13 protein-coding genes are annotated in these 14,983 nt (G+C 73.4%); 10 read left to right on the forward strand and 3 right to left on the reverse strand.

Going from position 1 to position 14,983, the window contains the following annotated elements; all coding sequences use genetic code 11:
• Nucleotides 1-11: 11 nt before the first annotated feature.
• From O2W15_RS19680 to O2W15_RS19690, 3 genes are all read right to left on the reverse strand, one after another.
• Nucleotides 12-689: an anti-sigma factor family protein gene (locus tag O2W15_RS19680; protein WP_269180623.1), complete on the reverse strand. Its 678-nt coding sequence runs from the start codon at nt 687-689 to the stop codon at nt 12-14.
• Nucleotides 686-1,228 carry a sigma-70 family RNA polymerase sigma factor gene (locus O2W15_RS19685; protein WP_269180624.1) on the reverse strand — a complete coding sequence of 181 codons (543 nt, stop codon included), beginning with the start codon at nt 1,226-1,228 and terminating at the stop codon, nt 686-688. Before O2W15_RS19685 ends, O2W15_RS19680 begins: the two co-directional genes overlap by 4 nt.
• Before the next feature lie 81 nt (nt 1,229-1,309).
• Nucleotides 1,310-3,292 (reverse strand): S9 family peptidase, encoded by a 1,983-nt coding sequence (locus O2W15_RS19690; RefSeq protein ID WP_269180625.1) that lies wholly within the window; start codon nt 3,290-3,292, stop codon nt 1,310-1,312.
• Between the two features lie 105 nt (nt 3,293-3,397).
• Here O2W15_RS19690 and O2W15_RS19695 point away from each other — a divergent pair, with 105 nt between their 5' ends.
• The 10 genes from O2W15_RS19695 to O2W15_RS19740 all read left to right on the forward strand — a co-directional run bounded on the left by O2W15_RS19695 (nt 3,398) and on the right by O2W15_RS19740 (nt 14,967).
• The gene (locus O2W15_RS19695) at nt 3,398-5,914 is read left to right on the forward strand and encodes a DNA translocase FtsK (RefSeq protein ID WP_269180626.1); all 2,517 of its coding nucleotides are present in this window, start codon (nt 3,398-3,400) and stop codon (nt 5,912-5,914) included.
• Between the two features lie 75 nt (nt 5,915-5,989).
• Nucleotides 5,990-7,459, forward strand: coding sequence for a 30S ribosomal protein S12 methylthiotransferase RimO (rimO, locus tag O2W15_RS19700; RefSeq protein ID WP_269180627.1), 1,470 nt, complete (start codon nt 5,990-5,992; stop codon nt 7,457-7,459).
• A 4-nt stretch (nt 7,460-7,463) separates the two neighbouring features.
• Entirely contained in the window at nt 7,464-8,144 is a 681-nt protein-coding gene (gene pgsA, locus O2W15_RS19705; protein WP_269180628.1) for a CDP-diacylglycerol--glycerol-3-phosphate 3-phosphatidyltransferase, read from the forward strand.
• Nucleotides 8,141-8,671, forward strand: coding sequence for a CinA family protein (locus O2W15_RS19710; protein ID WP_269180629.1), 531 nt, complete (start codon nt 8,141-8,143; stop codon nt 8,669-8,671). Before pgsA ends, O2W15_RS19710 begins: the two co-directional genes overlap by 4 nt.
• Before the next feature lie 130 nt (nt 8,672-8,801).
• On the forward strand, nt 8,802-9,242 hold the full coding sequence (locus tag O2W15_RS19715; RefSeq protein ID WP_269180630.1) for a helix-turn-helix domain-containing protein: 441 nt from the start codon (nt 8,802-8,804) through the stop codon (nt 9,240-9,242).
• A 193-nt stretch (nt 9,243-9,435) separates the two neighbouring features.
• Nucleotides 9,436-10,227: a TetR/AcrR family transcriptional regulator gene (locus tag O2W15_RS19720; protein WP_269180631.1), complete on the forward strand. Its 792-nt coding sequence runs from the start codon at nt 9,436-9,438 to the stop codon at nt 10,225-10,227.
• Between the two features lie 157 nt (nt 10,228-10,384).
• The gene (locus O2W15_RS19725) at nt 10,385-11,623 is read left to right on the forward strand and encodes a DUF4032 domain-containing protein (protein WP_269163540.1); all 1,239 of its coding nucleotides are present in this window, start codon (nt 10,385-10,387) and stop codon (nt 11,621-11,623) included.
• Between the two features lie 287 nt (nt 11,624-11,910).
• Entirely contained in the window at nt 11,911-13,116 is a 1,206-nt protein-coding gene (locus tag O2W15_RS19730) for an extracellular solute-binding protein (protein WP_269163541.1), read from the forward strand.
• Between the two features lie 55 nt (nt 13,117-13,171).
• Nucleotides 13,172-14,134, forward strand: coding sequence for a carbohydrate ABC transporter permease (locus tag O2W15_RS19735; protein ID WP_269163542.1), 963 nt, complete (start codon nt 13,172-13,174; stop codon nt 14,132-14,134).
• Nucleotides 14,134-14,967, forward strand: a complete 834-nt coding sequence (locus O2W15_RS19740; protein WP_036334056.1) for a carbohydrate ABC transporter permease — start codon at nt 14,134-14,136, stop codon at nt 14,965-14,967. Before O2W15_RS19735 ends, O2W15_RS19740 begins: the two co-directional genes overlap by 1 nt.
• The last annotated feature ends 16 nt before the right edge of the window (nt 14,968-14,983 follow it).

Here is a 14,983-nt window from a genome sequence, read left to right on the forward strand (position 1 = left end):
GGAACTCGTCCTCAGAAGGTCGAGCGGAGCACGACCGCGCCGCTGGCGTCGACCACCTGGAAGCCCTCGGCGTCGGCGCGCAGGACCGCGGAGTTGAGGTTGCAGAACAGCTCCGCCGGGCCGGTGCCGAGGAAGGCCCCGGCGGGGGCCGCGTCCCCGTCGTCCTCGAGGACGGCGACCCGGTAGACCTCCCCGGCGGTGAAGCCGGCTCCGGCGAGCTTCACCTCCACCCCCCAGGTGTGCGGCACCACGTCGGCGGTCGCGGTGATGTCCGGGTCGGTGACCTCGACGGCCACGTTCTCCAGCGGCGGTGGGGGCGGGACCGGCCGGACCAGCCAGCCGACGGCGAAGGCCGCGGCAGCCGTGGCCAGCACCAGCGAACCGGCGGCGAGCCGGGTCCGTCGGCGGCGCCGGGCCGGATCGGCCCGGGGGAGTGCGCCCTCGGCGGCGATCCGGGCCAGGACGGCGTCGGCCAGCCCGGGCGGGGGCGCCGGGTCCTCGTCGAGTCGGTCCGGGTCGGCGTCGGCGAGCCGGGCGGCGATCGGGGCCAGCTCGGCCAGCTCGGCGCGGCAGGCCGCACACCCTTCCAGGTGTGCCCGCACCACGGCGCGCTCGTCGGGGCTGCCCGCACCCAGGGCGTACACGCCGAGCTCCTCGCGCAGTGCACGGTGCGCCTGTTCCTCGTTCACGGTTCCACCCCCATCTCCTCCATCGCCAGCCGCAGTGCCTTCAGGCCGTAGAACACCCTGCTGCGCAGTGTGCCCACCGGTACGCCGAGCTCCGCCGCGACCTCGGCGTGCGGCCGGCCACGCAGGTGGGTCTCCACGATCGCGGCCCGGTGTTCGACCCCGATCCGACGCAGCGCCTCCTCGACCACCCAGGCGTCGACCAGCCGCTCGTCCAGGGCAGGCCCGGGTGGGCCGGGGTCGTCGTGCCGGGTGCCGTCGGTGAGCTGGCGCTGCCACGGGCGGGCCGCGCCGCGTCGCGCCTCGTCGACCAGCAGGTTGCGGGCGATGGCGAACAGCCAGGTGCGCAAGCTGGCCAGCCCGGGGTCGAAGGACCCCGCGGACCGCCAGGCCCGCAGGAACACCTCCTGCACGACGTCCTGGGCAGCACCCTGGTCACCGAGGTGACGCAGGGCGAAGCGGTAGAGCTCCGGCCCGTGCGCGGCGTAGGCGGCCGGGACGTCGAGGTGGCCGGTCCCGGCCGGTCGCAGCTGCCGCACCATGTCCCACCTCCCGATCGCCGGATGCCCTACCGGTGTGTACGGCGCTGGGACCGGATCGGTTCACCGGGCGTCGTGCCCGCGTTACGGACGCACGACCTCGATCGGGGTGATCCCCTCTGCCTCGGGCAGGCCGAAGCCGAGCACCTGGGCGTAGAAGGACAGCTCGCCGTCCAGGGCGGTGCGGATGTTCTCCGCCTTGCGGAAGCCGTGCTGCTCGCCGGCGAAGAGCACGTAGGCGTGCGGCACGCCCTTCGCGCGGAGGGCCGCGACCATCAACTCCGCCTGCTCGGGCGGCACCACCCGGTCCTCGTCGCCCTGGAACACCGCCAGCGGGGTGTCCAGTGCGTCGGTCGCGTTGATCGGCGAGCGCGCGGCGTAGACGTCGGCGCCGGCGGGCCACGGTGCGATCAGCCCGTCGAGATAGCGGGACTCGAACTTGTGCGTGTCGGCGGCCAGCGCGGCCAGGTCGGCGACGCCGTAGTGGCTGGCTCCGGCGGCGAAGACGCCCGGGCGGAAGGTCAGCGCGGCCAGCGTGGTGTACCCGCCGGCGGAGCCGCCGCGGATCGCCAGCCGCGCCTGGTCGACGCGCAGCCCGGCGGGGCCGTCGCCGGAGGAGAGGTACCGGGCGCAGGCGACGACGTCGTCCAGGTCGGCGACGCCCCACTGCCCCTTCAACGCCTCGCGGTAGCGCCGGCCGTAGCCGGTGGAGCCGCGGTAGTCGACGTCGGCGACGGCGAACCCGCGGGAGGTCCAGTACTGGACGCCGAGGTCCAGCACCGACCGGGCGGCGGCGGTGGGCCCGCCGTGCACGAGGACCAGGAGTGGCGGCAGCTCGTCGTCCGGGCCGGTGACCTGCGGGTTGGTCGGCGGGTACACCAGCGCGTGGGCCTCGGCGACCCCGCTGGGCCCGGGCTCGGTGGGGAAGGTGACGTGCTGGGGGCGGGAGAACCAGGCCGGGTCCAGGCCGAGGTCGCGGGCCGGGCGGAGCACCTCGGGTGCACCGTCGACGCCGACCCGGAGGACGACCGCCTCGGACGCCGGGCCGCCGGCGACGCAGACCAGGCCGTCGGAGGCGCCGTGATCCTGGCCGGAGGCACGGCGCACCTGACCGAAGGCCGAGTACGGCAGGTCGAACTCGCGCGCCGTGCCGTCGGTGTCGAGCACGGCGAGCCGGTCGGCGCCGTCCCGGCCGTAGGCGAGCACCACCCGGCCGTCGTCCAGCAGGTCGAACCGGCTCTGCCCGAAGACCCACTGCGGCCCGGCGATGTCGCTGCCGGCGTCGAACACCAGCTCGACCTCGCCGTGCGGCCGGCGCCGGTACAGCGACCAGACGTCGGTGCGGTCGGAGAGCCACCACAGCGCGGCGTCCGTTCCCCAGACCGGCTGGACGACCGACTCGCCGTTCCCGCCGGCGATGACGTGCTCATCGCCCGCGCCATCCCGGACCACCAGCTGGGCACCGTCCCACGGCATGTCCGGGTGGTCCCACCGCAGGAAGGCCAGCGCGGGGCCGTCGGGTTCCCGGCGCGGGTCGGAGACGAAGTCCGGCCCGCTGACCAGCACCTCCACGGTGCCGTCGGCGGCGACCCGGACCACCTCGTTGACGACCTCGGTGGCCAGGCCGGAGGCGGTGTGGGTCTCCCGGACCGCCAGGACGCCGTCGCCGTCGGCGTGCAGGTCGGCGAACCGGACGCCGGCGGGGACCTCGGGCTCGGGGGTGACCGCCACTGGTTCGCTGCTGCCCGGCGCCACCCGGTACAGCCGCTGGTCGGCGAAGTCGGTGAACCACACGGTGCCGGCGGCCACGGTCCAGGCGCCACCGCCGTACTCGTGCACCCGGGTGCGGGCGTTCCAGGGGGAGGGGAGCAGGTCGGTCGTCGTCCCGTCCGGCGCGCGGCGGACCAGCACGGTGCGGCCGCCCTCGCTGGGCCGGCCCTCGGCCCACCAGACGTCCTCGCCGTCCACGACGACCTCGCCGAGCCTGGCCGAGGCGCGCACCACCAGCTCGGAGGTGATCGGCGTCGGCCAGCTGCCGTGGGGGAGGGTCTGCTCGGGGGCGGTCACCCGGTCACGCTAGCCAGCCGGGCGGCTGGGTGTCAGCTGAGCCCGAGCCGGACACGCGGCGCTGAATGGACCCCGGCCACCGGCATCCCGATTACCGTCTGACGCATGCCTGCTCGCGCGTCGACGTCGAACCGGGCGCCTGCACGCGGCAGCGCCCCCGCACGCCCGCGCTCGGGCAGCACCGCAGCCAAGAAGCGCCCCCCGGCCAAGCGCGGGTCCACCGCGGCCCGCCGGCCGCCGCCGAAGAAGAAGCAGGGCACGCTCGCCGGCAGTCTCTGGCGCGGCGCGTCGGGCGCCTGGGGCCTGCTGGCCCGCGGCGCCGGCGGCGTGGCCCGCTCGGTCGCCCGGCCGGAGGAGGCCGAGCCGCTGGGCCCCGAGCACCGCCGGGACGGCGTCGGCCTCGCCGTGCTGGGCCTGGCGATCGTGCTGGGCGCGGCGGTCTGGACCGGCGGGATCGGTCCGGTCGGCGCCGGCCTGGCCACCGGTGTCGAGTGGACGATCGGCGCGCTCACCGTCGCACTGCCGGTGGTGCTGTTGCTGGTCGCGCTGCGGCTGCTGCGGCACCCCCCGCACCCGGAGTCGCGCGGGCGGCTGATGATCGGCTGGCTCAGCGTGATCGCCGCCGTCGTCGGCGTCGCCCACGTCGTCGGACCGGACGCCGACCCGGCGGACCGGACCGGCGCCGGCGGCCTGCTCGGCTGGGCGGTCGGCATGCCGCTGACCGCGGGCGTCGGCCCGATCGTCACCGTGCTGCTGCTGGTCCTGCTCGCGTTCTTCGGCGTGCTCGTCGTCACCGCCACGCCGGTGCACCAGGTGCCCGAACGCCTGCGGGAGTGGGCCGACCGGCAGCTGGGCCGGGACGGCGACGAGGAGTACGACGACTACGACGAGTACCAGGACGAGGAGCCGGCGACCGAGCCGGTCCCGCGGGTCCGCAGAGGGCGCAAGGCCGCGGCCCCGGCGGTCGAGGACACCCTGGACACCGGGATCATCGACACCGCCGCGCTGGACGACGCCCCGGAGGCGGTCGTCCACGAGCCGGCCCCCGAGCCCGTGCCGGTCCGCCGTCCGGCGATCATCGACCGCACGGCCCCGCCGGAGGACCTGCCGCCGATCGAGGAGCCCGAGCAGCTCCGGATCCAGCCGGTCGAGGGCGCCTACACGCTGCCCTCGGTCAGCGTGCTGCGCCCGGGCACCCCGCCGCGGGCGAAGTCCAAGGCCAACGACGTCGCCATCGAGGCGATCACCGGGGTGCTCGAGCAGTTCAACATCGACGCCGCCGTCACCAGCTACACCCGCGGTCCGACGGTGACCCGCTACGAGATCGAGCTGGGCAACGCGGTCAAGGTCGAGAAGATCACCGCGCTGACCAAGAACCTCGCCTACGCCGTCGCCAACGACAACATCCGGATCCTGGCGCCCATCCCGGGCAAGTCCGCGGTGGGCGTCGAGGTGCCCAACACCGACCGCGAGACCGTCAGCCTCGGCGACGTCATGCGCTCGCAGGTGGCCAAGCAGGACCCGCACCCGATGCTGGTCGGCCTGGGCAAGGACATCGAGGGCGGCTTCGTCTGCGCGAACCTCGCGAAGATGCCGCACCTGCTGGTGGCCGGCGCCACCGGCGCCGGCAAGTCCAGCTGCATCAACTCGCTGCTGACCTCGCTGCTGCTGCGGGCCACCCCGGACCAGCTGCGGATGATCCTGGTCGACCCGAAGATGGTCGAGCTCACGCCCTACGACGGCATCCCGCACCTGATCACGCCGATCATCACCGACCCCAAGAAGGCCGCGACCGCGCTGGCCTGGCTGGTCGAGGAGATGGAGCAGCGCTACCAGGACATGCGGTCCACCGGCGTCCGGCACATCGACGACTTCAACAAGAAGGTCGAGCGCGGGGAGATCACCACCCCGCCCGGCAGCGAGCGGGTCTACCAGCCCTACCCCTACATCCTCACGATCGTCGACGAGCTCGCCGACCTGATGATGGTGGCCCCGCGGGACGTCGAGGAGTCGATCGTCCGGATCACCCAGAAGGCCCGCGCCGCCGGCATCCACCTGGTGCTGGCCACCCAGCGCCCCTCGGTCGACGTCGTCACCGGCCTGATCAAGGCCAACGTGCCCTCCCGGCTGGCCTTCTCCACCTCCAGCCTCACCGACAGTCGGGTCATCCTCGACCAGCCCGGCGCGGAGAAGCTGATCGGCATGGGCGACGCCCTCTTCCTGCCGATCGGCGCCGGCAAGCCGATCCGCGTCCAGGGCGCCTACGTCTCGGACGCCGAGATCGAGGCGGTCGTCGAGTTCACCAAGCGGCAGGCCGAGCCGGAGTACCGCGAGGAGGTCTTCACCGCCGCGGCGGGGGAGAAGAAGGAGATCGACGAGGACATCGGCAGCGACCTGGAGCTGCTGGTCCAGGCGGTCGAGCTGGTGGTCACCAGCCAGTTCGGGTCCACCTCGATGCTGCAGCGCAAGCTGCGGGTGGGCTTCGCCAAGGCGGGCCGGCTGATGGACCTGATGGAGAGCCGCGGCATCGTCGGGCCGTCGGAGGGCTCCAAGGCCCGGGACGTGCTCATCAAGCCCGACGAGCTGGAGTCGGTCATGTTCACGCTGCGCGGGAGCGAGTAGCTGGGGGATCCGGTGGCGCCGGGCGGGATGTGGGACGGCGCCTACGATGGTGCGGTGCCAGCCCTGCCCAGACCCATGACATCCCCCGAAGGGCAGCCCGCCGGTCCCGCTCCCCGGCGCGTCGCCGTCGTCACCCTCGGCTGCGCCCGCAACGAGGTCGACTCCGAGGAGCTCGCCGGCCGGCTGGCCGGCGACGGGTACGAGCTGGTCGCCGACGGCGAGGCCGCCGACGCCGTGCTGGTGAACACCTGCGGCTTCATCGAGAGCGCGAAGAAGGACTCGGTCGACGCGATCCTGGCCGCCACCGACTCCGGCGCCGAGGTGATCGCCGTCGGCTGCATGGCCGAGCGGTACGGCGCCGAGCTGGCCGGGGCGCTGCCGGAGGCCACCGTGCTGGGCTTCGACGACTACGGCGCCATCGGCGACCGGCTGGACGACGTCCTCACCGGCCGGCCGCTGGTCCCGCACACGCCGCAGGACCGGCGCACCCTGCTGCCGATCAGCCCGGTGCAGCGCAGCGCGGCGGTGCAGGCCCCGGACGCCCCGGCCATCCCCGGCCACGACTGGCTGCGGCGCAAGCGGCTGGCCAGCGGCCCGTCCGCGGCGTTGAAGATCGCCTCCGGCTGCGACCGGCGCTGCTCCTTCTGCGCGATCCCCACCTTCCGCGGGTCGTTCGTCTCCCGGCCGGCCGGTGAGGTGCTCGGCGAGGCGCAGTGGCTGGCCTCCCAGGGCGTCACCGAGATCGTCCTGGTCAGCGAGAACTCGACCTCCTACGGCAAGGACACCGGCGACCTCCGCTCGCTGGAGAAGCTGCTGCCCCAGCTGGCCGCGATCGACGGCGTCGTCCGGGTGCGGGTGGCCTACTTGCAGCCGGCGGAGCTGCGGCCGGGCCTGCTCGAGGTGATCGCCGCGACCCCGGGCATCGCCCCCTACTTCGACCTGTCGTTCCAGCACTCCTCACCGACGCTGCTGCGCCGGATGCGGCGCTTCGGCGGCACCGAGGACTTCCTCGGCATCATCGAGCGGGCCCGGGCGCTGGCGCCCGGGGCGGGCTTCCGGACCAACGTCATCCTCGGGTTCCCGGGGGAGACCGAGGACGACGTCGTCGAGCTCGAGCGGTTCCTGACCGAGGGGCGGCTGGACGCCGTCGGCGTGTTCGGCTACTCCGACGAGGACGGCACGGAGGCGCTCGGCCTGCCCGGCAAGCTGGACCAGGACGAGATCGACGCCCGGGTGCGGCGGATCACCGACCTGGTCGAGGAGCTCACCGCCCAGCGTGCGGAGGAGCGGATCGGCAGCACCGTGGAGGTGCTGCTGACCGAGGACCTGTCGGTCGACGACGAGCCCGGCACCTGGGCCGGCCACGCCGCCCACCAGGACCCGGACGCCGACGGCACGACGACGGTCTCCGGGGTGCCCGCCGATGCGGTCGCCGGACAGGTGGTGCGGGCCGAGGTGGTCGACACCGAGGGCGTCGACCTGGTCGCCCGCGCGCTGCTGCCCGTGCCTGCCGCGTCAGCTGTCGCCGAGACGGCCGGGGTCTGACCGGATGAGCACGGGTGTACCGGCCGACCCGGCGGCGACGCCGCCGGAGAGCACCCGCCTGCTCAACCTGCCCAATGCGCTGACCATGCTGCGGCTGGCGGTCGTGCCGCTGTTCGCGGTGCTGCTGCTGTCCGACGGCGGGGCGGACGACGGGCGCCGTGCCTGGGCCACCCTCTTCTTCGTCGTCGCGATCATCACCGACCAGCTGGACGGCATGATCGCCCGCCGCACCAACCAGGTGACCGAGTTCGGGAAGCTCGCCGACCCGATCGCCGACAAGGCGCTCACCGGGACGGCGCTCATCGGCCTGTCGGTGCTGGACCTGCTGCCGTGGTGGGTGACGCTCATCATCCTGGCCCGCGAGCTGGGGGTCACCCTGCTGCGGTTCTGGGTCATCCGGCACGGGGTGATCGCCGCCAGCCGCGGCGGCAAGGCCAAGACCGTGCTCCAGTCGCTGGCCATCGGGATGTACATCCTGCCGATCGACGGGCTGTTCGGGTCGGCCCGCTGGTGGGTGATGGCGGCGGCCTTCGTGCTGACCGTCGTCACCGGCATCGACTACGTCTACCGGGCGGTGAAGCTGCGCCGCACCAGCGCCCGGGCCATGCGGGCCGCCGCGACCAGGCGGGCAGGCGCAGGCGACGAGCCCGGCGCCGGTGGGGGCCGCCGGGGCACCGTGGCGTGAGCTCGCCCGACGCTGCCGAGACCGCGCAGCGGGTGCACGCAGCCCTGCTGGCCCGCGGTGAGACGGTCGCGGCCGCCGAGTCGCTGACCGCCGGCCTGTTCTGCGCGACCCTCGCCGCGGTGCCCGGCGCCAGCGCCACCCTCCGCGGGGGAGCCGTCGTGTACGCCACCGACCTGAAGACGACGCTGGCCGGGGTCGCCCCGGAGCTGCTGGCCGCCTCCGGCCCGGTGAGCGAGCCCACCGCGGCCGCGCTCGCCGAGGGCATCCGCAGCCGCTGTGCCGCCACCTGGGGCGTCGGGATCACCGGGGTGGCCGGCCCCGACCCGGTCGACCAGCACGGGCCGGGGCGGGTCTACCTCGGTCTCAGCGACGGGCTGGTCACCGTCGTCCACGAGCTGGACCTCCCCGGGGACCGGGCCGCGGTGCGCGCCGGGGCGGTGCAGGAGGCGATGGCGCGGCTGCTGGGCCGGCTCGCCGAGCACGCGCTCCCCGGGAAGGCGGAGGACGACGGGGGTGTTACGCCATGAGCGGACGGACCTCCACCGGCACGGTGACCCGGGTCATGGCCGCGTACGGTGAGCACACGGCGTCTCCCGGTCGACCCGGTCGGTGGCGCTGCTCGTTCGACCTGCTCGTCAGAGTGGACAGGAGACGGCCATGACGCTGCTGCGCACCCAGCTGGGGAACACACTGCGGGGTCACCGGCTGCGCCAGCGGCGGACGCTGCGCGACGTCTCCGGCGTGGCCCGGGTGAGCCTCGGGTACCTCTCGGAGGTCGAGCGTGGCCAGAAGGAGGCGTCCTCGGAGCTGCTGGCCTCCATCTGTGACGCCCTGGACGTGGAGCTGGCCGACCTGCTGGCCGAGGTGAGCCTGGAGATGCGGCTCGCCGACCCGGCCGGGCACCCGGTCCGCCCGGTCGCGGTCGCCCGTCCGGGAGCCGGCGACGACGACGCTGCCGCGGCGGCTGCAGCGGACGGGCCCGCCGAGCAGGAGGCTGCCGCGGCGCCGGTCGCCGAGCCGGCCCTGGCCCTCGTGGGCAGTGGCCAGTCGGCCCGTTCGGCCGCCCGGGCCCGTGGGGCCGTCTCGCTCGCTGCCTGAGGAAGGACCCCGCTGCCCCCCGCCCTTCGCGAGCTCAGGGCGGGCCCCTGCACCGGGGCCGGGGTCGCGGCCCCGTGCACCGGGCCAGTCGGTCTGGGCCGGGTTCGTCCAGCGCGGGCGGGTGGGCGCGACACGAACTGCGCTCAGGGTCCACCTCCTTGACCCAGTGCGACGGAACGGGCACAAAGTGTCCATGTCTTCCCCAGGATCCCGCCCCCCGCTGTCGCAGCACCCCTCGCTCCCGGTGCCGACCGTCACCGGTCGTGGCGGGGTCACCGTGCTGGAGGCCGACGCCGCCGAGTCCGCGGCCGCCGAGGCCGCGGCTGCGGGCGGGCAGCACCTGACGACCCCGGTGCCGGTCGGCGCCGCGTTCCTGCAGCCGCCGGCACCCGGCCACCACGTGACCGCGCCGGTGCCCTCGCTGACCGTCGCCGTCCCGGCCCCGCGGCCCACCGCCCCGCGTCCGGACGCCCGACGTCCCGGGCGGGCCGGTGTGCCGATGAGCCGCACCCGGCGCGGCCTGCTCACCGGGGCCCGCACGGCCTTCGCCGAGCGCGGGGTCCGCAAGACCACGATGCAGCACGTCGCCGCCGCCGCCGGCGTCGCCAAGGCCACCCTGTACAACCACTTCCGGACCAAGGACGACGTGGCGCACGCGCTGATCGCCTTCGAGCTGGACCGGCTGGCCGCGCTCGCCGCCGAGCTGCCGCTGACCGTCGCCGTCCCCGCGCTGGCCGAGGAGGTCGGCGGCCACCCGGTGCTGCGTCGGCTGGCCGAGACCGAGCCGGAGACCCTCGTGCAGATGATGGGGCTGGACGCCGACCGCTGGGGCGACGTCGTCGTCACCCTCGGCTCGGCGCTGCGGATCTCCCGCCCGGAGGCCGAGCTGGTGTGCCGCTGGCTGCTCGGCCTGGTGCTGCAGCCGGGCACGGTGCAGGAGCGGGCCGCGCAGGCCGCCGTCGTCACCGGGCAGCTCGTCGGCTGACCCACCCGCGCCGCACCCCGGGCCGTCCCGGTCCCCGCGGACCGGGACGGCCGCGCGCCGTCCAGCCGGCACAGCGGTCCGTCGACCCGGCGACGTGACATCGTGTCGGGCGGCGCCCAGAGCCGGACCCCGTGCCAGACCACGAGCGGAGCGCGTGATGCGGTACCTGTTCCGGCCCCCGGCCACCGAGGCCGCCGGGCTGCTGTCCCTGCCGTGGCACCAGCCGCTGGAGGAGTGGGACGAGGACCTGCTGCTCGAGGTGCCGCAGCGGGGCATCTCGCGGCACGTCGTCCGCTTCACCGCCGCCGAGGGGCGGGTCTTCGCGCTCAAGGAGATCGCCGAGCCGCTGGCCCGGCACGAGTACGCACTGCTGGCCGAGTTCGAGGGCGAGGGGCTGCCCTCGGTGTCGGTGCTGGGGATCTGCATCGACCGGCCCGACGACCAGCAGGCCATCCTGGTCACCCGGTACCTCGAGTACTCGATGTCCTACCGGTACCTGTTCTCCGGTCCGCGCGCCGCGGACGACCCGATGAAGCTGCTGGACACGCTGGTGGAGCTGCTGGTGCGGCTCCACCTGGCCGGCGTCTACTGGGGTGACTGCTCCCTGTCGAACACGCTCTTCCGGCTGGACGCCGGCACCTTCACCGCCTACATGGTCGACGCGGAGACCGCGGAGCGGCACCCCACGCTGTCGGCCCGCAAGCGCGCCTACGACGTCGACCTGGCGCGGGAGCGGGTCGGGGCCGAGCTGATGGACCTGCAGGCCGGCGAGCTGCTGGCACCGGAGATCGACCCGATCGAGATCGCCGAGAACCTGCCGATCCGGTACGACGCGCTGTGGGAGGAGGTGACCCGGGAGGAGGTCTTCCGCGCCGACGAGCAGGCGATCCGGGTCGCCGAGCGACTCCAGCGGATCAACGACCTGGGCTTCGACGTCGGCGAGATCGAGCTGGTGACCTCGGGGGACGGCGCGCGGCTGCGGGTGGAGACCCGGGTCGCCGAGCCCGGACAGCACCGGCGTGAGCTGCTCCGGCTGACCGGCCTGGAGGTGCAGGAGAACCAGGCGCAGCGGCTGCTCAACGACCTGCGGTCCTACCGGGCCTACCTGGAGCAGCGCGGCGGCAGCCCGGTGCCGGAGACCGTCGCCGGCCACCGCTGGCTGACCGAGGTGTACCTGCCGGTGGTGGGCGCGGTCCCCGATGAGCTGGCCGGCCGGCTGGAGCCCGCGGAGGTGTTCCACGAGGTGCTGGAGCACCGCTGGTTCCTCTCCGAGCAGGCCGGGTTCGACGTCGGCACCTGGGTCGCGGTGCGCTCCTACGTCCAGAACGTGCTGCCCCGGATGCCCGCTCAGCTCACCACGCCGTCGGTGATCGCGCACCGCTCCGAAGCCCGCTGAGGGCATTCGCCGAGGCCGCTCGGCGAGAGGAGACGACTGGGTCTCGCTCCGGTTGACAGCCGATGTGAGCCAGGCCACTCTCCGAGTTCCACGGTGACACGAGGTCACGTGGCGCCAACGGAGGCGGTGGTTCGGTGCCGGACGTCAGCAAGGTCGGAAGCGACAGCGTGCAGACCGGTCGGGCCGGTCCGTTCCACTCCCGCAGGTGGCGCAGGGCGTTGTCCGGTGCCGCGGCAGCTGGTCTCCTGAGCTCCGCGCTCGCGGCCTGTGGCAGCGACGAGGGGGGTGTGCCGACCCTCACCTGGTACACCAACCCCGACTCCGGGGGGCAGGCCGAGATCGCCGCCCGGTGCACGGAAGCTGCGGACGGCCAGTACGCGATCGAGACCGCCGTGCTGCCCCGGGAGGCCTCCCAGCAGCGGGAGCAGCTGATCCGGCGGCTGGCCGCGAACGACGCGTCGATCGACATCATGAGCCTCGACCCGCCGTTCATCCCGGAGTTCGCGGAGGCGGGCTTCCTCGCGCCGGTGCCCTCCGACGTCGCCGAGCGGGTCACCGAGGACGTGGTGGAGAGCGCGATCGAGGGGTCGACCTGGAACGAGGAACTGGTCGCCGTCCCGTTCTGGGCGAACACCCAGCTGCTCTGGTACCGCGAGTCGGTCGCGGAGGCGGCCGGGCTGGACATGAGCCAGCCGGTCACCTGGGACCAGATCGTGGAGGCAGCCCAGGCGCAGGACGTCCAGGTCGGTGTGCAGGGCATCCGGGCGGAGGCGCTGACCGTCTGGTTCAACGCGCTGATCGAGTCCGCCGGCGGGTCGATCATCGAGCAGAACTCCACGGACCCGTCGGAGATCGAGCTGGGGCTCACGTCCGAGGCCGGCATCCGTGCCGCTGAGGTGATGAGGATGATCGCCACCAGCGGGACGGCCGGCCCGGCGCTGTCGACGGCGAACGAGGACTCGACCGCCACGGCCTTCGAGGGCCCCAACGGCGGGTTCAACGTGAACTACCCGTTCGTCTACCCCCGGGCGCTGTCCGCCGTGGAGGCCGGGACCATGGACGCCGCGGTGCCCGAGGACTACGGCTGGGCGATCTACCCGCGGGTGGACGCCGACACCCCGGCCGCACCGCCGTACGGCGGGATCAACCTCGGCGTCGGCGCCTTCAGCCAGTACCCCGACCTCGCCTACGCGGCGACCGAGTGCATCACCTCGACGGAGAACCAGGCCTACTACTTCGTGACCAACGGCAACCCGGCCTCCGACACCGCGGTCTACGACGACCCGGAGGTGCTCGAGCAGTTCCCGATGGCGCCCACCATCCGGGACTCCCTGGAGCTGGCGGCGCCCCGGCCGCAGACCCCGTACTACAGCGAGGTCTCCGGGGGGATCCAGCGGGTCTACCACCCGCCGTCGTCCGTCGAGCCGGAGCAGACGCCCGAGGCGGCCACCGAGCTGATCAACGCCGTGCTGCGGAAGGAGCAGTTGCTGTGACCGAGCGCGCGACGCGGGTGCCCGCGTCTTCCTCGACCTCCGGAGGGGTGATCCGGTGAGCACCACGACGCTCCCCCCGGCGGAGAAGACCCAGCCGGTCTCCGCCCCGGACGCGAAGACCAGCGACCGGGCCAAGAGCGAGCGGAAGCTGGGCTGGCTGCTGGCCGGCCCCGCCCTGTTCGTCATGCTGATGGTGACCGCCTACCCGATCGCCCAGGCGATCTACGACTCGCTGTTCGACTTCCGGCTGACCGACCCGGACAACCGGTCGTTCACCGGGTTGTCGAACTACGCGGTGATCCTCACCGACTGGCTGTGGTGGCGGTCCCTGCTGGTCACCGGGTTCATCACCCTGGTGACCGTGGCCGTGGAGCTGGTCCTGGGCTTCGCCCTCGCGATGGTGATGGCGAAGGCGTTGAGCACGATCCGGCCGGTGCTGCGGGCCGCGATCCTCATCCCGTACGCGGTCATCACCGTGGTGTCGGCGTTCGCCTGGCAGTTCGCGTTCGACATCCAGACCGGCTTCGTCAACAGCTGGTTCGGCTGGGTGCCGGGCATCGGCGCGGACACCGACTGGTTCGGTGGCACCTGGACCTCGCTGCTGGTCATCTGTCTCGCCGAGATCTGGAAGACCACGCCGTTCATCTCGCTGCTCCTGCTGGCCGGGCTCGCCCAGGTGCCGGAGGTGCTGCAGGAGGCGGCGAAGGTCGACGGTGCGAGTTGGTGGCAGCGGATGCGCAAGGTCACCCTGCCGAACATGAAGGCCGCGATCATGGTGGCCCTGCTGTTCCGCACCCTGGACGCGTTCCGGGTCTTCGACAGCATCTTCATCATGACCGGCGGGGCGAACGCGACCGAGTCGGTCTCCTTCCTCGCCTACCGGCAGACCATCTCGCGGCTGGAGATCGGGCTGGGGTCGGCGGTCTCGGTGCTGCTGTTCCTGGCGGTCGTGTTCATCGCGATGAGCTTCATCAAGGGCTTCAAGGTCGACCTGTCCCAGTCGAGGGGGGAGGGCTGATGTCCACCAAGGAGAAGACCTGGTGGGGCGTCGCCGGGGTGGCGATCGTCATCTACGCGTTGTTCCCGATCGCCTGGATCGTGTCGCTGTCGTTCAAGGCGCCCAGCGCCCTGAACAACGGCAACTTCCTCCCCGGCGCCCCGACGTGGGAGAACTACTCCCTGATCCTCACCGGTGGGGCCAGCGACCTGTTCCTGCCGGCGCTGCGCAACTCGTTCGGCATCTGCCTGATCGCCACGGCGATCTCGTGCCTGCTGGCCATGTTCGCCGCCTACGCGATCGCCCGGCTGGACTTCCCGGGGAAGAAGTTCATCCTCGGGACGGCGCTGGCCGTGGCGATCTTCCCGGTGATCTCGATCGTCACGCCGCTGTTCAACCTGTGGCGCAACATCGGGCTGTACGACACCTGGCCCGGCCTGATCATCCCGTACCTGTCCCTCACGCTGCCGATCTCGATCTGGACGATGTCGGCGTTCTTCCGGGAGATCCCCTGGGAGATGGAGCAGGCCGCGCAGGTCGACGGCGCGACCACCTGGCAGGCGTTCCGCAAGGTGATCGTCCCGCTGGCCGCGCCGGGTGTGTTCACCACGGCGATCATCGCCTTCTTCATCGCCTGGAACGACTTCGTCTACGGCATCTCGCTCACCTCCACCGAGGCGGCGCGACCCGTGCCCGCGGCGCTGGGCCTGTTCTCCGGCGCCTCCCAGTTCGAGGACCCGACCGGTGCGATCGCGGCTGCCGCGGTCATCGTCACCATCCCGGTCATCGTCCTGGTCCTGCTGTTCCAGCGGCGCATCGTCGCCGGTCTCACCAACGGCGCCGTCAAGGGCTGACGCCCTCCCGCCGACC

The organism is Modestobacter sp. VKM Ac-2979 (assembly GCF_026967995.1).
Taxonomy (GTDB): Bacteria; Actinomycetota; Actinomycetes; order Mycobacteriales; family Geodermatophilaceae; genus Modestobacter.